At 74.8% G+C, this 17376-nt stretch carries 18 protein-coding genes and 1 riboswitch; of the genes, 3 read left to right on the top strand and 15 right to left on the bottom strand.

What is annotated here, in order from left to right:
- The first annotated feature begins 340 nt into the window (after positions 1–340).
- Together AC4OR8_RS07380 and AC4OR8_RS07375 are read left to right on the top strand one after the other, a co-directional pair.
- Positions 341–1258, top strand: a complete 918-nt coding sequence (locus AC4OR8_RS07380) for a hypothetical protein (RefSeq protein ID WP_492164892.1) — start codon at positions 341–343, stop codon at positions 1256–1258.
- Positions 1168–1662 carry an HNH endonuclease signature motif containing protein gene (locus AC4OR8_RS07375; RefSeq protein WP_492164891.1) on the top strand — a complete coding sequence of 165 codons (495 nt, stop codon included), beginning with the start codon at positions 1168–1170 and terminating at the stop codon, positions 1660–1662. The genes AC4OR8_RS07380 and AC4OR8_RS07375 overlap by 91 nt, the downstream gene beginning before the upstream one ends.
- Positions 1663–2012: 350 nt before the next feature.
- On the opposite strand, the gene AC4OR8_RS07370 is transcribed toward AC4OR8_RS07375, so the two are convergent.
- From AC4OR8_RS07370 to AC4OR8_RS07350, 5 genes are all read right to left on the bottom strand, one after another.
- Positions 2013–3257, bottom strand: coding sequence for a transcriptional regulator (locus AC4OR8_RS07370; RefSeq protein ID WP_492164890.1), 1245 nt, complete (start codon positions 3255–3257; stop codon positions 2013–2015).
- Positions 3258–3335: 78 nt separating this feature from the next.
- The gene (locus AC4OR8_RS07365; protein ID WP_492164889.1) at positions 3336–4430 is read right to left on the bottom strand and encodes an alpha/beta hydrolase family protein; all 1095 of its coding nucleotides are present in this window, start codon (positions 4428–4430) and stop codon (positions 3336–3338) included.
- 65 nt (positions 4431–4495) lie between these two features.
- A complete protein-coding gene (locus tag AC4OR8_RS07360) occupies positions 4496–5626 on the bottom strand; it encodes an XdhC family protein (protein ID WP_492164888.1) in 1131 nt (376 codons plus the stop codon).
- The gene (locus AC4OR8_RS07355) at positions 5619–6791 is read right to left on the bottom strand and encodes a vWA domain-containing protein (RefSeq protein ID WP_492164887.1); all 1173 of its coding nucleotides are present in this window, start codon (positions 6789–6791) and stop codon (positions 5619–5621) included. The genes AC4OR8_RS07360 and AC4OR8_RS07355 overlap by 8 nt, the downstream gene beginning before the upstream one ends.
- Entirely contained in the window at positions 6788–7663 is an 876-nt protein-coding gene (locus AC4OR8_RS07350) for an AAA family ATPase (RefSeq protein WP_492164886.1), read from the bottom strand. Before AC4OR8_RS07350 ends, AC4OR8_RS07355 begins: the two co-directional genes overlap by 4 nt.
- A 95-nt stretch (positions 7664–7758) precedes the next feature.
- Between AC4OR8_RS07350 and AC4OR8_RS07345 the strand changes: the two genes are divergently transcribed.
- Positions 7759–8139 (top strand): DUF3253 domain-containing protein, encoded by a 381-nt coding sequence (locus AC4OR8_RS07345; protein ID WP_492164885.1) that lies wholly within the window; start codon positions 7759–7761, stop codon positions 8137–8139.
- A gap of 7 nt (positions 8140–8146) precedes the next feature.
- On the opposite strand, the gene AC4OR8_RS07340 is transcribed toward AC4OR8_RS07345, so the two are convergent.
- From AC4OR8_RS07340 to thrC, 10 genes are all read right to left on the bottom strand, one after another.
- Positions 8147–8551, bottom strand: a complete 405-nt coding sequence (locus AC4OR8_RS07340; RefSeq protein WP_492164884.1) for a VOC family protein — start codon at positions 8549–8551, stop codon at positions 8147–8149.
- Between the two features lie 4 nt (positions 8552–8555).
- The gene (locus tag AC4OR8_RS07335) at positions 8556–9488 is read right to left on the bottom strand and encodes an aminoglycoside phosphotransferase family protein (protein WP_492164883.1); all 933 of its coding nucleotides are present in this window, start codon (positions 9486–9488) and stop codon (positions 8556–8558) included.
- A complete protein-coding gene (locus tag AC4OR8_RS07330) occupies positions 9485–10057 on the bottom strand; it encodes a nucleotidyltransferase family protein (protein ID WP_492164882.1) in 573 nt (190 codons plus the stop codon). The genes AC4OR8_RS07335 and AC4OR8_RS07330 overlap by 4 nt, the downstream gene beginning before the upstream one ends.
- A gap of 13 nt (positions 10058–10070) precedes the next feature.
- A complete protein-coding gene (locus AC4OR8_RS07325; RefSeq protein WP_492164881.1) occupies positions 10071–10841 on the bottom strand; it encodes a hypothetical protein in 771 nt (256 codons plus the stop codon).
- Positions 10838–11404, bottom strand: a complete 567-nt coding sequence (locus AC4OR8_RS07320) for an RNA polymerase sigma factor (protein ID WP_492164880.1) — start codon at positions 11402–11404, stop codon at positions 10838–10840. Before AC4OR8_RS07320 ends, AC4OR8_RS07325 begins: the two co-directional genes overlap by 4 nt.
- Positions 11405–11847: 443 nt before the next feature.
- Positions 11848–13476: a chaperonin GroEL gene (groL, locus tag AC4OR8_RS07315; protein WP_492164879.1), complete on the bottom strand. Its 1629-nt coding sequence runs from the start codon at positions 13474–13476 to the stop codon at positions 11848–11850.
- A gap of 223 nt (positions 13477–13699) precedes the next feature.
- Positions 13700–14563, bottom strand: a complete 864-nt coding sequence (locus AC4OR8_RS07310) for an ATP-grasp domain-containing protein (RefSeq protein WP_492164878.1) — start codon at positions 14561–14563, stop codon at positions 13700–13702.
- Positions 14564–14607: 44 nt separating this feature from the next.
- Positions 14608–15450: an SGNH/GDSL hydrolase family protein gene (locus tag AC4OR8_RS07305; RefSeq protein ID WP_492164877.1), complete on the bottom strand. Its 843-nt coding sequence runs from the start codon at positions 15448–15450 to the stop codon at positions 14608–14610.
- A 94-nt stretch (positions 15451–15544) separates the two neighbouring features.
- A complete protein-coding gene (locus AC4OR8_RS07300; RefSeq protein WP_492164876.1) occupies positions 15545–15823 on the bottom strand; it encodes a MoaD/ThiS family protein in 279 nt (92 codons plus the stop codon).
- Positions 15824–15860: 37 nt separating this feature from the next.
- Complete coding sequence (gene thrC, locus AC4OR8_RS07295) at positions 15861–17156, bottom strand: threonine synthase (protein ID WP_492164875.1); 1296 nt, start codon at positions 17154–17156, stop codon at positions 15861–15863.
- A 9-nt stretch (positions 17157–17165) separates the two neighbouring features.
- Positions 17166–17308, bottom strand: a riboswitch (SAM riboswitch).
- Positions 17309–17376 lie beyond the last annotated feature (68 nt).

Below are 17376 nucleotides of genomic sequence, written 5' to 3'. Positions count from 1 at the left end.
ACGAGGCGCGCCGAGACCCCCGACGCCTCGTCGGTCAACCGCCGGGCCCTCCCGTTGGTCGAGCGGGGCACACAGCGCCCGGCCCTCCCGTTGGCCGAGCAGGGCGCACACCGCCCGGCCTTCCCGTTGGTCGAGCAGGGCGCGCAGCGCCCGTGTCGAGACCCGGCGGTGGGTGCGACCGTGCTCCTCGTCCGTCGGGTCGACTGCCGAGGAGCGCCGGCCCCTCGTTGGTCGAGTGCCGAGGAGCGCCAGCGACGAGGTGTATCGAGACCCCGCAACTCGGCCATCGAGCCGGTGGAGAACTGCTGCAATCGAACGTGTGTTCGAGTAGAATGAGGTCATGACCTCGACCGCCCTCCACCCCCGCCGCCAGGGGCCCGCAGCAGGCTCGCTGCTGGAGCGCGCGAGGTCGTACCGACAGGCTGCGGACGCTGCCGAGGTGGGTCTGCTGACCACGGCGGTGAAGTGGGCCGCGGCGAACGAGCTGGAGCCCGACGACCGTGACCTCGCCGCGGCGGTCCCCGGGACCGACCAGCAGCTGGCGGTGGCGGGCGACGGCGCGCCGTTGGTCTCGGAGTTCGCCGTCATCGAGCTGGCGGCCACGCTGGGCATGAGCAGTGACGCCGGGATGCGGTACGTCGGCCATGCCCTCGAGATCGCCCACCGCCTGCCGCGTCTCTGGTCCCGGGTGACCGCGGGCGACGTGCAGGTGTGGCGGGCGCGTCGCGTGGCCGAGCAGACCCTCGCCTTGTCTCCCGATGCTGCGGCGTTCGTGGACCGCCACGTGGCGCCGGTGGCGTCGAAGATCGGGTTCCGTGCGCTGGATCGGTTGGTCGAGGAGGCGATCGTCCGTCACGACCCTGAGCAGGCGCGAGCACGAGCGGCGAAGGCCGCGGACGACCGGTGCTTCGACGTGGACACCTCGCAGGTCTCAGTGTTCGGCACCATGCACGTGCAGGGTGACCTCGACCTGGCCGACGCGCTCGACCTGGATGCCGCCGTCGCGCATTGCGCGGCGCAGCTGGCCGACCTGGGCTGCACCGAGTCGCTGGACGCCCGCCGCGCGATGGCGGTCGGGGAGATCGCCCGTGCCCAGACCGCACTCGACCTGACCCGCGACGACACCGAGCCCGAGTCCACGCCGCGCAGACGACGTCCGGCGGCCAGGTGGTGCTGCACGTCCACCTCAGCGACGCCGCCCTCGCCGACGACTCCGACCTGCACCTGGTGCGGGTGGAGAAGACCCGCGGCTTTGTGACCGCCGAGCAGGTGAGGACCTGGTGCGCCAGCAGCGGTACTGCGGTGACCGTCCGCCCGGTGCTGGACCTGGCGGACCAGATCGCCAACGACGCCTACGAGGTCCCCGACCGGTTGCGCGAGCAGGTCGTGCAGCGCGACGGCACCTGCCGCTTCCCGCACTGCACCCGCCCGGCCCGGTCCGCGGACGTCGACCACATCACCCCGTACCGGGCACTCGCCGACGGCGGCCCACCAGGCCAAACAACGACCGACAACCTCGCCTGCCTGTGCAGACGCCACCACCGGGCCAAGACCCACGACGGCTGGACCTACACCCGCATCGCGGCCGCGGCGTACGAGTGGACCAGTCCCCACGGGCACCGCTACGCCGTCGACCCTTCGGGCACCACCCACCTCACCTGACCGGCCGCTGCTCGTCGGGGAGTTGCCCGTTCGTTGGTTGAGCAGGGCGCGCTAGCGCCCGTGTCGAAACCCCCGCCGCCCGCGCTGGGACCTGCCCTGGGCAAGCCCCAGCGGACGGTTGCGTGGTCTCGATACACCTCGTCGCTGGCGCTCCTCGGCACTCAACCACGAAGCGGGCCGGGGTTCGTTGGCGAGTACGGCGCGCAGCGCCCGGCCCCTCATCGTTGGTTGAGCAGGGCGCGCTAGCGCCCGTGTCGAAACCCCCGCAGCCAGCGTTGGAATCTGCCCCAAGGCGGGGAACTAGCGGTCGGTCGGGTGGTCTCGATCCACCTCGACCAGCGAGGCGAGGGTCAGGAGTCGGCGGCGGCCAGGCGGCCCTTGAGCAGGGGGACGGCGGGGTGGGGGCCGTCGTGCTGGGCCAGGACCCGCAGGCACGCCTCGACGACCTCGGTGTCGTACGGCGCGAGCTCGCCGTAGCGGAGCACGGCGTCGGGCTGGGGGTCGGCGAGGAGGGCCTCGCGCAGCGACACCGCGACGTAGTCGCCGAGCTCGGAGAGGGCCGGGGAGCCGGTGCCGGGCAGCAGGTCGCCGCCGTAGGCGTCGACGGCCGCGCGCACGTGGCCCCGGCGCAGCAGCGCCAGCACCTGCTCGACGTCGGTCGCGACCGGCATCAGCAGTCGGTAGGGCCGCGACGACAGCTGTCCGCCGAGCGCGGCGCGCAGGTGCGACACCTCCGCCTTGAGCGTGGAGAACGTGACGGCCTGGTCCCCGTAGACCATCGCGTGCAGCTGCTCCAGCGACAGCCCGCCGGGGTGCAGCGCCAGCAGCGCCAGCACCTCCGTCTGACGCCGGTTGAGCAGCAGCCGGTGACCGTCGAGCCGCGACTCCGCCGTGCCGAGCAGCGTCATCACCAGGCCGGGGTCACCGGTCTCCTCGAGCGCGGCGTCGCCGGCGTCGGTACGGCGCGAGCGCGGCATCGCGCCCTCGATGAGCCGCGCCATCACCCGCGCCGTGGCCATGCCGATGGGGTGGGTGCGGTCCCAGGTGGTCGACAGGTCGAGCACGCCGAGCTGGCGGCCGGTGACCGGGTCGTGCAGCGGCGCCGCCCAGCAGACCCAGTTGTGCACCACGGAGGCGTAGTGCTCGGCGCTGAAGACCATGCTCGGGGCGTCGAGGCGGTTGGCGAGGTCGAGGGCGTTGGTGCCGGCGGAGCGGTCGTCCCAGCGCCCCCCGGCCACGAAGTTCACCGTCTCGGCCTTGCGGCGCATCACCCGGCCGCCGTACGTCCACAGGATGCGGGTCTCCGGGTCGGTGACGGCCACCACCAGGTCGCCGTCCTCGGCGGTGCGCCGCAGCTCCGACTCCACCCGCTCCACCGCCACGGCCAGCAGCGAGTCGCGCCACAGCGCCGCGGTCTCGCCCTCGTCGGCCAGCGGCGCGGCGCTCAGGTCGGTCGGCACGGTGGCCTCGGAGCGCGTCCAGCTGGAGAGGATCTCGGGTCGTACGCGGGTCGCGGCCTCGTCGCCGCGCTCCACGAACGAGCTCCACGCACGCACCGCGTCGTGGCGACGTGACTGCAGGTCGTCGACCGTCATGGCACCCCCGTCGTGGCTACCGGCTCGCCCTCAACGTAGCACCGGGGGTGATGCCGATCACAGGGTGACCGCGAGCCCTCAGCGGGCCAGCTCGCGGCGCAGGAACGTCGTCGCCGTCGCGATCGAACGCTGCCACGCGCCGTAGAACGTGTGGCCCTCCCCGGGGTAGACGACCAGCCGCGCGTCGACGTCGGCCCGGCGCAGCGCGGCGTGGGTGGCCCGCGCCCACGGCAGCGGGCACGTGGTGTCGACGGCGCCGTGCAGCAGCAGCACCGGCTCGCTCACGCGGTCGAGGTAGGTGCGTGCGGAGAGCCGCCGGTAGGAGCCGGGGCTCCCCCGCGGCGTGCCGAGCCGCGCGAACAGCGCCTGCGCTGCGTCGGGTCGCCCCGGCAGCGTGAACTGGCGCAGGTTGTCGACGAACCGCGAGCTGACCCCGGCGTAGACGACCGCGGCGTCGACGAGGCCCGGCGCGGCCACCAGCGCGTTGAGGGTCGTGCCGCCGCCCATCGAGCGCCCGAGCATTCCCATCCGCTCGTCGTCGACCCACGGCAGCCGCTCCAGGGCCTGCACGGCGGCGATCGCGTCGCGGGCGTACCCGACCCGGCTCTCGAGGTCGAGCGGCGTCGTCGGCGACGACCCCGCGTGGCCGCGGTAGTCGGTGTGGAGCACCGCGAAGCCCTGCCGGGCCAGCCAGTCCTGCTCGCGGGCCAGGCCCTGCCCGGTCACGTACGCCGACGGCTCGATGTAGCCGTGGTTGAGCACCACCCCGGGGAACGGGCCGCGCCCGCGCGGGCGCAGCAGGATGCCCGAGATGCGCAGGTCGCCGCTGCGGTACGTGACCTCGCTGCGCGTGTACGCGTCGGTCTCCAGCACCGTGCGCCCGACCCGCAGCCCACCGCCCACCACCTCACCGGCGGCGACGTCGCGCATCAGCGCCGGCAGCGACAGCTCGTCGCGCACGGCGGGCACCGCGGGTACGTCGAGCGCCGCGGTCTGCGGCGGGTCGGCCGGCGCGCCGGACGCCGGGCCGCTGGCCGCGCTGCTCGGCGTGCTGGTCGGCGTGCTGGTCGGTGTGCTGGTCGGTGTGCTGGTCGGGGCCGCCGCACCGCCGTCCGACCCGGGCGAGCAGCCGGTCAGCAGGGCGAGCAGGAGCAGCAGGGCAGCGGGTCGCACGAGGACTCCCGTCGTCGGCCGGTGGGCGCCTCCAGGGTGCCTCGGTCGTGGTGGACCGGCGGGGGTCAGTCGTCGTGGTGGATGCGGCCGTCGGTGCGGGCCAGCCGCTCACCGGTGCCGCCCCAGCGTCCGGCGATGATCTCGGCGGCGATGCTGACCGCCGTCTCCTCGGGGGTGCGCGCTCCGAGGTCGAGGCCGATGGGGCTGGAGAGCCGCGCCAGCTCGGCGTCGTCGAGACCGACCTCCCGCAGGCGTGCCATCCGGTCGTCGTGGGTGCGCCGGGAGCCCATCGCGCCGACGTAGGCGACCTCGGGGAGGCGCAGCGCCACCTCGAGCAGCGGCACGTCGAACTTGGGGTCGTGGGTGAGCACCGTCAGCACGGTGCGCCCGTCGACGCGGCCCGCCTCCTGCTCGGCGGTGAGGTAGCGGTGGGGCCAGTCGACGACCACCTCGTCGGCCTCCGGGAACCGGCTGGCGGTCGCGAAGACGGGCCGGGCGTCGCAGACCGTGACGTGGTAGCCCAGGAACGCGCCGACGCGGGCGACGGCGGCGGCGAAGTCGATGGCGCCGAAGACCAGCAGCCGCGGCTTCGGGGCGAACGCCCACACGAACACCCGCATGCCCTCCCCGCGGCGCTCGCCGTCGGGGCCGTAGGTCAGCACCGCGCTGGTGCCGGTGGCGAGCAGGCCGAGGACGTCGTCGTGCACCGCGGCGTCGGCGCGCGGCGAGCCGATGCTGCCGGCCACCGGGCCCTCGACCCCGGGACGCACCAGCACGCGCCGACCGCGCCGCTCGGCGTCGGGGTGGTCGATGACGGTGGCCACCGCCACCGGGCGCCCCGCGGCCACGTCGGCGGCCACCTCCGCGAGCTCGGGAAACGTCTCGCGGCTGACCTCCTCCACCCACACGTCGAGGATGCCGCCGCAGGTGAGCCCCACCGCGAACGCGTCGTCGTCGGAGACGCCGTAGCGCTGCAGCTCGGGGGCGCCCGACGCGACCACCTCCTGGGCCAGCTCGTAGACCGCCCCCTCCACGCACCCGCCAGAGACCGAGCCCACCGCGGAGTCGTCGGGCCCCACCAGCATCGAGGCGCCGGGGGGTCGCGGGGCGGAGCGGAACGTCGCCACCACGGTGGCCACACCGACGCGCTCGCCGGCCTCCCACCACGCCATCAGCTCGGGGAGCACCTCACGCACGGCCGATCACCTCGCACAGCTCGGCGTAGGTCGCCAGCGAGTGGCCTGCGAGGAAGTCGTCGACGTGCGGCAGCACCGCGAGCACGCCCTGCTGCACCGGCGCGTAGCCGGCCTTGCCGCGGTGGGGGTTGACCCACACCACACGGTGCGCGACCCGGTGCAGCCGCTCCATCTGGGAGGCCAGCAGCGCGGGGTCGCCGCGCTCCCAGCCGTCGCTGAACACCACCACCACGGCGCCGCGGGCCATCCCGCGCCGTCCCCACCGGTCGAGGAACAGCTGCACCGACTCCCCCAGGCGGGTGCCGCCCGACCAGTCGGGCACGGCCTCGCCGGCCGCGACCAGCGCCCGCTCCGGGTCGCGCAGGCGCAGGGCACGGGTGAGGTGGGTCAGCCGGGTGCCGACGGTGAACGTCTCCACCCCGCCGGCGCGGCCGGTGGCCTCGGTGGTGGCGACGGTGAGCCGGTGGGCCAGGCGCAGCAGCGCGTCGGCGTACCCGCTCATCGAGCCCGACACGTCGAGCAGCAGCACCACCCGGCGCGGGCGGGTGGCCCGCCGGCGCCACGCGATGTCGGCGGGCTCGCCGAGGCGGCGCAGGCTGGCGCGCAGGGTGCGGGCGGCGTCGACGTCGCCGCGGTGCCACGACTGGTGGCGCGACGTGCGGCGCACCGGCGGGCGCACCCGCAGCGTGGCGAACAGCGCGGCCAGGCGGGCCTTCTCGGCGTTGCTCAGCCCGGCGACGTCGCGCTGGCGCAGCACCTCGGTCTCGCTGGCCATCGCCCGCACGACCTCCTCCTCGCCGGTGGAGCCGGCGCCGCCGTCGGCCTCGCTCTCCGGCAGCCCGGAGGTGGTGGGCGCGCCCGGCGCGCTCGCCGGCACGGTGCGCGGCAGCCCGTCGCGGGCGTCGAACCACGCCGCGAACACCTGGTCGAAGCGGGCGAGGTCGTCGGGACCGGCGCACAGCGTCGCGCGCCCCGCCCACCGGGTGGCGTCGGGGTCGTCGAGGCCGACCACGGCGGTGGCGGCCAGGAACGACTGCGAGCGGTCGGGGGTCACCGCCACGCCGGCCGCGCGCAGGGCGCGGGTGAAGCCGAGCAGCACCTCGTCCGGCTGGTGCACGGGGCCGGTCACGGGGCTGATCACGGGGCCGGTCACGGGGCCGGTCACGGGGTCAGCATCCGGTCGAGGGCGTGCCGCACCCGCTCGGCGTCCTCGCGGTACTTCACCAGCGCACCCAGCGTGGCGGCCGCCGTGGCGAGGTCGAGCTCGGTGGCGCCGAGGTGCTGCAGCGCCCGGGCCCAGTCGAGGGTCTCTGCGACGCCCGGGGGCTTCTGCAGGTCGCCGCGGTCGCGCAGCTGCTGGACCAGCGTGACCACCTGGCGCGCGAGGACGGCCGACACCTCGGGGGCGCGGGTGCGCACGACCTCCACCTCCCGCTCCAGGCCGGGGTGGCCGATCCAGTGGTAGAGGCAGCGGCGCTTGAGGGCGTCGTGCAGCTCACGGGTGCGGTTGGAGGTCAGCACGACCACCGGCGGGGTGGCCGCGGCGACCGTGCCGAGCTCGGGGATCGACACCTGGTACGTCGACAGCACCTCGAGCAGGAACGCCTCGAACTCGTCGTCGGCGCGGTCGACCTCGTCGACCAGCAGCACCGCGGGGCTCTGCTGCAGCGCGGCGAGCACCGGGCGGGCCAGCAGGAAGCGCTCGTCGTACAGGCTCTTCTCGGCCTCCTCCACGTCGGCGCCGCCGGCGGCCTCCAGGGCGCGCAGGTGCAGGATCTGGCGCGGGAAGTCCCAGTCGTAGAGCGCCTGGGTGGCGTCGATGCCCTCGTAGCACTGCAGGCGCACCAGCGGCACGCCGAGCGACTGCGCCAGCGCCTCGGCCAGCGCGGTCTTGCCGGTGCCCGGCTCGCCCTCGAGCAGCAGCGGGCGCTCCATGACCAGGGCGAGGTAGGTGACCGTGGCCAGGTCGTCGTCGCACAGGTAGCCGGTGGCGCCGAGCAGGGTCGCGACCTCGGCGGCGGACGTCGGCAGCGGCATGGCGCCACCGTAGACGCCCCCGTGTTGGCGCACGGTTGGCGCGCGGCCGACACACGGCCGGCACCCGCCTGGGTCGCGGTGGGCACACTCGGGGGGTGAGCGTGCCCGAGCCGAAGACCTGTGCCTCCTGCGGGCGCACCATCGAGTGGCGCAAGAAGTGGGAGCGCGACTGGGAGCAGGTGCGCTACTGCTCGACCGCGTGCAAGCGCCACGGCGTCACCGACACCGACCGCGCGCTCGAGGAGTCGATCCGCAGCCTGCTGGCCGCGCGGGCCCGCACCGCCACCATCTGCCCCTCCGACGCCGCCCGCGCCGTCGGCCCGGCCGAGGACGACGGCTGGCGCGACCTGATGGAGCCGGCCCGGCGCGCCGCGCGGCGCATGGTGGCCGCCGGCGAGGTCGAGGTGACCCAGGGCGGGCGGGTGGTCGACCCGTCGACCGCGAAGGGGCCGATCCGCATCCGCCGCGCCCGCTAGCCCGAGGTCAGGGGACGACGCGCGGCGGGGCGATCAGGTCCCAGGTGCCGCCGGCGACGTCGCGGAAGATCGCCACGGTTCCGTGGGCCTCGTGCCGCGGCTCCTCGACGAACTCCACCCCCGCGGCGACCATGCGGGCGTGCTGGGCCTCGAAGTCGTCGACGTGCAGGAAGAACCCGACGCGGCCACCGGCCTGGCGCCCGAGCGCGGCGCGCTGCTCGTCGTCCGTGGGCTCGGTCAGCACCAGCCCGGCGCCCCCGCGCTGCGGGCGCACGACCAGCCAGCGCCGGGTGCTGCCGTCGGGGCGGGTCGTGGTGGTGTCCTGGTCGATGTCGAAGCCGAGGGCGTCGACGAAGAACCGGACGGCGGCGTCCTGGTCGGGCACGAGGAAGGTCACGAGGTCGAGGTGCACCCGCTCAGCCTAGGAGCGCCCGGGCCGAGTCGAGGAAGCGCCGCCCCACGACGTCGGCACCGAACGCCGTGACGAACAGCCCCGTCGAGACCCGCTCGAGGTAGCCCCAGTCCCACACCGCGGCGCGGTCGAGGCCGGTGCGGTCGGCCAGCAGGTCGGCGTAGCGCCCCAGCACGCGACGCGGGTCGGGACCGCGCAGCCGCCCCGTCCAGTCGCGCAGCGCCACGCCGAGGTCGTACGCCGGGTCGGCGCGCCGGGCGCTGGGGTCGACGAGCACCCACCCCGACGCCGCGCCCGCCCGCGGCGTCCGCACGCGCAGCAGGTTCGCGGGGTGGGGGTCGCCGTGCGCAGCGACGTGGCGAACGGGGTCGTCGGCGGCGGCGAGCCGCTCGGCGCAGGCCAGCGCCTCGGCGAGCACGGCGGGGTCGGCCGGGCCGCCGAGGCAGGCGTCGCGCGCCACCGCCTGCGCCGCGAGGTCACGGGCCAGCGCACCGGGTGCGGCCGGCGCCAGGTGGTCGACGGGCACGGTCCAGGCCTCGCGCAGCGTGTCGGCCAGCGCGGCGAGCGCGACCTCCGGCTCGCCGGGGGTCTGCTCCAACGACGGTCCGAGCCGCTCGAGCAGCAGCGCGTCGCGGTCGGCGTCGTGGGCGTGCAGCAGCACGTGGCCACGCCCGGCGGCCGCGGCGAGAGCGCCGGCCTCGTCGGGCAGGTCCGGGTCGGGCAGGCGCAGCTTGACGACCCGGTCCTCGCCCGCGGCGGTGCGGGCGGCCACGACGTACGACGCGCTGCCACCGGGCAGCGGGCGGCCCGGCTCGAGGCGCCACCGCTCGACCACCTCGTCGAGCAGGCGGGGCAGCCGCTCCACCCACTGCGCGCCCGCGGGTCCCAGCGTCGCGGCACGAGCCCGGGTGAGCGGCTGCAGCCGCACGGGCGTCACGGCCGCAGGGCGGGCGGGGTGTCCACGTCGGCACCGGTGGCCAGGTCGGCGCACTCGACCAGCACGACGGGGCGGGCGGCGAGGTAGTCGCGGGCACCGCGGTCACCGGTGGCGGCGGCGCGCACCCCGGCCCAGTGGTCGCGTCCGAGCAGCACCGGGTGGCCGGGCTCGCCGTCGTACGACGCGCGCGCCAGCACGCCGGGCGCGCTGCCCGCGGCGGCCAGCACCCGCGCGACGACGTCGGCGCCGACGTCGGGCAGGTCCACCAGGCTGACCACGGCGAGGGTGGCGTCGCCGGCGTCGAGGGCGGTGAGCCCGGCCGCCAGCGACGCCGACATCCCGCGGTGCCAGTCGTCGGCCACGACGTGACGGGCTCCGGTGGGGGCGAGCAGGACCACCGCGTCGTCGACGGCGGCGCCGAGCACCACCGTCACGGGGTCGCAGCCGCCGTCGCGCAGCACCTGCACCCCGCGCACCAGCCAGGGCCCGTCGTCGTCGCGCACCAGCGCCTTCGGCCGGCCCATCCGACGCCCGGCGCCGGCCGCGAGCAGCAGGCCCGCGACGCTCACCGCGGCGCTCCCGTCACCGGTCGAAGGCGTCTGCGTAGAGCTCCTGCTGCGAGGCGGAGGCGACGTCGCTGTAGCCGCACAGCATCACCTGGCCGCCGTCGGCGGCCACCAGGTAGTCCTCGCCCGCCTCGAAGTCGACCGCGAAGATCAGGGCCTGCAGCTCCTCGCTCGGCGCGCTCACCTCGACCACGTCGGTGGCGCGGCCGGCGAAGAACTCGGTGGTCTCGAGCACCGCGGTGCCGCCGCGCAGCTCGGTGACGGTGCCGGCGAAGGCCAGCGGTGCGCCGCTGAGGACCTCGGCGGTCGGCACCATGCAGCGACCGGCAGCGGCCTCCCCCACCTGCAGCTCGGTGACGGTGGGGCCGGTGCCCTCGCCGGTGCCGGCGCCGTCGGTGGGCCCGCCCTCGGACCCGCCCTCGGGCCGGGGGTCGAGCGCGCCGTCGCCGGCGGTCACCACCGGCACGTCGTCGGGGTCGTCGGCGCCGACGATCGCCACCACGCCGAGCGCGGCGATGATCGCGACCGCCGCGGCCGCCAGCAGCCAGGTCAGGGGGTTGCGTCCACGGGTGCCGGCGGCGCGGGTGGCCGGGGCCAGCGGCGTGGCGCCGGTGCCCTCGGTGGGCAGGGGCTTGCTCATGACGTCCTCCACGAGTCGGGCCACCCGCTGGGGGTCGGCCGGGCCGAGGGAGGCGGCGGGGTCGAGGCCGCGCAGCCGGGCACGCAGCGCGGCGTCGTCGTCCTGGCCGGGCTCGCCGTGCGTGTCGGGTCGGTCGTGCTGGCTCATCGGGTGCTCCTCCCTGTCGTGCCCTCATGTCCGGCAGCGCGCTCGTGCTTTCGCGCGACCAGCTCCTCGCCGAGCCGCCCGCGGGCGCGGTGGAGGCGGATGCTCGCCGCGTTGGGGGTGATGTCGAGCACCACCGCGACCTCGGCGGCGCTCAGCCCCTCCCAGGCCCACAGCCGCAGCAGCTCGGCGTCGTCGTCGCGCAGCGCGTCGAGGGCGGCGGCCAGCGCGTCGTCGTGGTCGCCGGCGTCGGGCCCGTCGGTGACGTCGCGGGGCGGGTCGACGACCGCCACCCGCGCCACCAGCCGCCGCCGCCGGCGCTCGCCGCGCTCGGCGTTGGCCAGGCAGTTGCGCGCGACGCCGTACGCCCACGGCAGCGGCTCGTCGGGCAGCTGGTCGACGCGGCGCCAGCACACCAGCAGCGTGTCGGCGAGGACGTCCTCGGCGGTGTCGGCGTCCGTGCGACGCACGAGGAACCGGCGCAGCGGCTCGACCAGCGCGGGTGCCAGCCGCTCGAAGCGCGCGCGGTCGCGGTCGTCGTCGGGCAGGGGGTCGACGGGATCCACCCCACCACCCTCACACACCCCCTAGGCCTCCCCGGCCCCGTCCACCCCCGTGGGCGAGGACCGTGCCCGCACGACGTGCGCCGGGAGCTGCGTGGCCCGCCTGCGGGCCGCCGGGCGAGTTGTCAGGCAGGTTGCCGGGCGGGTTGCCGGGCGGGTTGCCGGGCGGGTTGCCGGGCGGGTTGCCGGGCGGGTTGCCGGGCGGGTTGCCGGGCGGGCCGCCGGCGTGTTGGGCGGCGGGGCGCCGGCGTGTTGGGCGGCGGGGCGCCGGCGTAATGGGCGGCGGAAACTGCCTCATAGTGGCTGAAACTTCAGCCACCAAGAGGCGGTTTCCCCGGCCGGCCGGGGAAACCGCCACCCCAGAACGACAGCAGGGCCCCCGCCGGAGCGGGGGCCCTGCTGGTGGTGCGGGTCGTGCGGGTGCTGCGACTACCGAGGGGCGGGACTCAGAAGTCCATGCCGCCCATGCCGCCCGAGGGGTCGCCGCCCATGGGCGCGGCCTTCTCCGGCTTGTCGGCCACGACGGCCTCGGTGGTGAGGAACAGCGCCGCGATGGAGGCGGCGTTCTGCAGGGCGCTGCGGGTGACCTTGGCGGGGTCGATGATGCCGGAGGCCAGCATGTCGACGTACTCGCCGGTCGCGGCGTTGAGGCCGTGACCCGGGGTCAGGTTGCGCACCTTCTCCGCCACGACGCCGCCCTCGAGGCCGGCGTTGATCGCGATCTGCTTCAGCGGGGCCTCGGTCGCCACGCGGACGATGTTGGCACCGGTGGCCTCGTCGCCCTCGAGCTCGAGCTTGTCGAACGCGGTGGCCGACGCCTGCACGAGGGCCACGCCGCCGCCGGCGACGATGCCCTCTTCGACGGCCGCCTTGGCGTTGCGCACGGCGTCCTCGATGCGGTGCTTGCGCTCCTTGAGCTCGACCTCGGTGGCCGCGCCGACCTTGATGACCGCGACGCCGCCGGCCAGCTTGGCCAGGCGCTCCTGCAGCTTCTCGCGGTCGTAGTCGGAGTCGGACTTCTCGATCTCGGCGCGGATCTGGTTGACCCGACCCTCGATCTGGGCGGCGTCGCCGGCGCCCTCGACGATCGTGGTCTCGTCCTTGGTGATGACGACCTTGCGGGCCTGGCCGAGCAGCTCGATGCCGGTCGACTCGAGCTTCAGGCCGACCTCCTCGGAGATGACCTGGCCGCCGGTCAGGATCGCGATGTCCTGCAGCATGGCCTTGCGGCGGTCGCCGAAGCCCGGGGCCTTCACGGCCACGGACTTGAAGGTGCCGCGGATCTTGTTGACGACCAGGGTCGACAGGGCCTCGCCGTCGGTGTCCTCGGCGATGATCAGCAGGGGCTTGCCCGACTGCATGACCTTCTCGAGGATCGGCAGCAGGTCCTTGACGCTGGAGACCTTCTGGTTGGCGATCAGCACGTAGGGGTCCTCGAGGACGGCCTCCATGCGCTCCATGTCGGTGGCGAAGTACGCCGAGATGTAGCCCTTGTCGAAGCGCATGCCCTCGGTGAGCTCGAGGTCGAGCCCGAAGGTGTTCGACTCCTCGACGGTGATGACGCCTTCCTTGCCGACCTTGTCCATCGCCTCGGCGATGATCTCGCCGACGGTGGTGTCGGCGGCGGAGATCGACGCGGTGGCAGCGATCTGCTCCTTGGTCTCGATCTCGGTGGCCATCGCGAGCAGCTGCTCGGAGACGGCCGAGACCGCGGCCTCGATGCCGCGCTTGAGGCCCATCGGGTTCGCACCCGCGGCCACGTTGCGCAGGCCCTCGCGGACCATGGCCTGGGCCAGGACCGTGGCGGTGGTGGTGCCGTCGCCCGCGACGTCGTCGGTCTTCTTGGCGACCTCCTTGACGAGCTCGGCACCGATCTTCTCGTAGGGGTCCTCGAGCTCGATCTCCTTGGCGATGCTGACACCGTCGTTGGTGATCGTGGGGGCGCCCCACTTCTTCTCGAGGACGACGTTGCGCCCCTTGGGCCCGAGGGTCACCTTGACGGCGTCGGCGAGCGTGTTCATGCCACGCTCGAGCCCGCGTCGGGCCTCTTCGTTGAATGCGATCAGCTTCGGCATAACTCCTGCGATCCTTCGCATGGAAAGTGCGTGATGGCCCGGTTCGTTGCCCGCGACGGACGATCTGGCCGATCCGGCGGACCCTTCCCGCCGACGCTGCAGACCTCAACTGACCGGTCCGGTTGTCTTGGCAGTCTCCGAGGGAGAGTGCCAGCGCCATGTCTAGCACTCGGCATGGGCGAGTGCAAGAACGCCCGACCCGTACGACGGGTGCCGGGGCGGGTCAGGCCCCCGTGGCGCCCAGGGCGGCAGCGACCGTCGCGGCGAAGGCGTCGGCGTTGGCCGGCACCAGGTCGAGGTAGAGGCCCGGCTCGATGAGCTCCAGCTCGCTGACGACCAGGCGCCCGTCCACCTCGAGCAGATCGACCCGGCCGTAGGGCAGGGTCCGCCCGAAGCGCCGCGCCACGACGGCCATCGCCTCCTCGGCCAGCGCCACGGCGGCGGGGTCGAGCGGCACGGGCCGCGACGTGCCGCCGTACTGCGGGTGCACGCGCAGGTCGTGGGCCGGGGCCACCTTGTCGACCTGCGAGCACACCCGGCCGTCGAGCACGAACAGGGAGCGCTCGCCGCTGGTGCGCACCGACGCCACCACCGGCTGCAGCAGCCAGGGCCCGGCACCGAGCTCGGCGAGGCGGGGGTCGTCGGTGGCGCCGGCCACGACCAGCCCCACGCCGCCGGCACCGGTGCGGGGCTTGAGCACGACCTCGCCGTGCTCGGCGAGGCCCGCGGCCAGCGCGTCGGCGAGCGAGGCGTCGTCCACCAGCCGGGTCGGCACGACGGGCAGGTGCTCGGCCACGTCGAGCAGGTAGGCCTTGTCGGCGTTCCAGGCGAAGACGTCGGAGCCGTTGAGCAGCGGCACGACCGCCTCGACGCCGCGCGCCCAGGTGAGGAACTCCGGCAGCCGGCGCGTGTAGTCCCAGGTGGAGCGCACCGCCACCAGGTCGGCGCCCGCCCAGTCGACGGCGTCGTCGGCCCACGGCACCCAGCGCGCCTGCACGCCGTGGCGCGCCAGCGCCTCGGGGAGCAGGGCGCCGCCGCGCTCGCCGTCGGGCAGGAGGTCGAAGGTCGCCAGCAGCACGGTGGTCACCCGGGTGATGCTGCCGCACGGCGCCGCAGCGGACGGAGCCCGGGTCAGCGGCGCTCGGGCGTGCGGTGGCCGGGCGGCAGCTGGGCGTCGGCGTCGTGGACGCCGAGCGCGGCGAGCACCGAGGGCAGCACGGCCTTGGCGGTGCGCTTGTAGCCGATCGCGCTGGGGTGGAAGCGGTCGAGGCTGAACATCTCGTCGGGGTTGGTGATGAAGAACGGGCCCACCACGTGGGCCAGCGACACCGCGTGGGCTCCGGCCGCCACGGCGGCGGCCTCCTGGGCCTGCGCCAGCTGCCGCGAGGCCCGCGACCCGAGCGCCCGCAGCGGCTGCGGCACCGGCCGCAGCAGCCCCAGGTCGGGACAGCTGCCCACCACCACCGCCGCGCCGCGCTCGCGCAGCAGGGCGATGGCCTCCTCGAGGTGCTTGACGCTGTCGGCGACCGGCACCCGGTGGGTGACGTCGTTGCCGCCCACGACGATGAGCGCGACGTCGGGGCGGTACGCCGGGTCGAGCGCGGCCACCTGGGCGGCCAGCATCGAGCTCTCCGAGCCCACCACCGCGGCGGTGGTCAGCCGCACCGAGCGGTGCGTCGCCTGCGCCAGGGCCTTGCTGAGCCGGCCACCGAGGGTGTCCTTCGGGCGGTCGGCGCCCAGACCGGCCGCGATGGAGTCGCCGAGCAGCAGCAGCTGCACCGGGTCGCCGTACGACTTCTTCCAGGTGCGGTCGGCGTCGGGGGCCGACTCCCCCAGCGGCTTGCCGATCAGCCGACGGGCGGTCTCGGCCTGGCGGTGGAGCAGCTCGCGGGCGCCGTACCCGACGCCGCCGCCGGCCGCCACCACGGCTGCCGTGGTGAGGCCGGTGGCCACCAGGCGCTTGCGGAGGATCACCCCCCTGTTAGACCACGCGCCCCTGAACGCCGTGTGTCGTGACGGTGGTCGCGACGTGTCGATCGGGACGACGCTCGACGGGGCGCGCCCGGCGTCAGCAGCCGCCGGCCACCGCGGGGATGACGGAGACCTGGGTGCCCTCGGGGGTCGGGGTGGCCAGGTCGTCGAGGAAGCGGACGTCCTCGTTGCCGACGTAGACGTTGACGAAGCGGCGCAGCTTGCCGTTGTCGTCGAGGACGCGGGCCTTGATGCCGGCGTACTGTGCCTCGAGGTCGTCGAGCACGTCGGCGAGGGTGGCGCCGGAGGCGCTCACCTCGGACTGGCCGCCGGTGTAGGTGCGCAGGATGGTCGGGACGCGGACGGACACGCTCATGTGCGGGGTGCTCCTGGATCGGTGGGTCGGGGGGAGGTCAGGCGATGCCGGTGGCGGCGAACGCGGCGTACGACGCGCTGATCGTCGCGGCGGGGCCGACCTGGTCGGAGATCGCGTCGAGGGTCTTCAGGCCCATGCCGGTGTTGATGACCACCGTCTCGAGCGAGGTGTCGAGCTGGCCGGTCTCGACGAGCTTCTTCAGCACGCCCACGGTGGTGCCGCCGGCGGTCTCGGTGAAGATCCCCTCGTGGCGGGCGAGCAGCAGGATGCCCTCGCGCACGGCGTCGTCGTCGATGTCCTCGACGGCACCGCCGGTGCTGCGGCAGATGTCGAGCACGTAGATGCCGTCGGCGGGGTTGCCGATCGCCAGGCTCTTGGCGATGGTGTCGGGCTTGACCGGCCGGATCGCGTCGACCTCGGCCTTGTACGCCGTCGACACCGGCGAGCAGCCGGTGGCCTGGGCGCCGAAGATCCTCACCGGCTTGTCCTCGACCAGGCCGAGGGCCACCAGCTCGCGGAACGCCTTGTGCACCTTGGTGAGCTGCGAGCCGGAGGCCACGGGGATGACCACCTGGTCGGGCAGGCGCCAGCCGAGCTGCTCGGCGATCTCGTAGCCCAGCGTCTTGGAGCCCTCGGCGTAGAAGGGGCGCACGTTGACGTTCACGAACGCCCAGCCGTCCTCCTCGCCGGCGATCTCGGAGGCCAGCTTGTTGACGTCGTCGTAGTTGCCCTCGACGGCCACCAGCGAGTCGGTGTAGACCGCCGAGTTCACCTGCTTGGGCTTCTCCAGGTTGCTGGGGATGAAGACCACGGTCTTGATGCCGGCGCGGGCACCGGCGGCGGCCACGGCGTTGGCCAGGTTGCCGGTGGAGGGGCAGGCGAACACCTTGGAGTGGAACTCGGTGGCGGCGCTCAGCGCGCAGGCCACCACGCGGTCCTTGAAGGAGTTCGTCGGGTTGGTGCTGTCGTCCTTGACCCAGAGCTTGTCGAGGCCGAGCGCGCCGCCGAGGTTGCGGGCCTCCAGCAGGCGGGTGAACCCGGGCTCCATGTTGGGGCTCTGCTCGATGTCGTCCGGCACCGGCAGCAGCGCCTTGTAGCGCCAGATGTTGCGCGGGCCGGCCTCGATCTCGGCGCGGGTGACGACCGGGAAGTCGTAGGCCACCTCGAGGGGGCCGAAGCACTCCGGGCACGCGTAGTGGGGCCCGAGCTCGACCTCGTGGCCGCACTCGCGGCAGGCCAGGCAGCGGGCGTTGCCGAACGCTCCCTCTCGGATGCCGGTGGTGCCCGGCAGCTCCTCGGGGGTGGGCTGGGCTTCAGCGATGACGGTGCTCACGCGTCCTCCTTCTCATCTTCCCCGGCTGCGACCGTCGCGCCGGGCGGAATTGGCACCGTCTCCACGTCCGTCCCCGTCGTGCCGGGTGGCGGAGGCTCGTGGCGGTTGCCGGGACTTCACTGGGCCGTTCCCTCAGTCCCTCTGGATGAGCTGTCCACGACAGTACGGGGGCGCCCCACGCGTCGCGCACCGGTCCCGGGATGTGGACCGCACGCCGCGG

The organism is Nocardioides sp. FY1077 (genome assembly GCF_058681775.1).
The sequence above is the reverse complement of the archived record's forward strand: the minus strand, read 5'-3'. Positions and strand labels throughout refer to the sequence as shown.

Bases quoted from the DNA above. Each gene is read 5' to 3' on its own strand.
- AC4OR8_RS07300 (WP_492164876.1), bottom strand. From the start codon at position 15,823: ATGAGCGTGTCCGTCCGCGTCCCGACCATCCTGCGCACCTACACCGGC.
- AC4OR8_RS07370 (WP_492164890.1), bottom strand. From the start codon at position 3,257: ATGACGGTCGACGACCTGCAGTCACGTCGCCACGACGCGGTGCGTGCG.
- AC4OR8_RS07325 (WP_492164881.1), bottom strand. From the start codon at position 10,841: ATGAGCCAGCACGACCGACCCGACACGCACGGCGAGCCCGGCCAGGAC.
- AC4OR8_RS07380 (WP_492164892.1), top strand. From the start codon at position 341: ATGACCTCGACCGCCCTCCACCCCCGCCGCCAGGGGCCCGCAGCAGGC.
- groL (WP_492164879.1), bottom strand. From the start codon at position 13,476: ATGCCGAAGCTGATCGCATTCAACGAAGAGGCCCGACGCGGGCTCGAG.
- AC4OR8_RS07350 (WP_492164886.1), bottom strand. From the start codon at position 7,663: ATGCCGCTGCCGACGTCCGCCGCCGAGGTCGCGACCCTGCTCGGCGCC.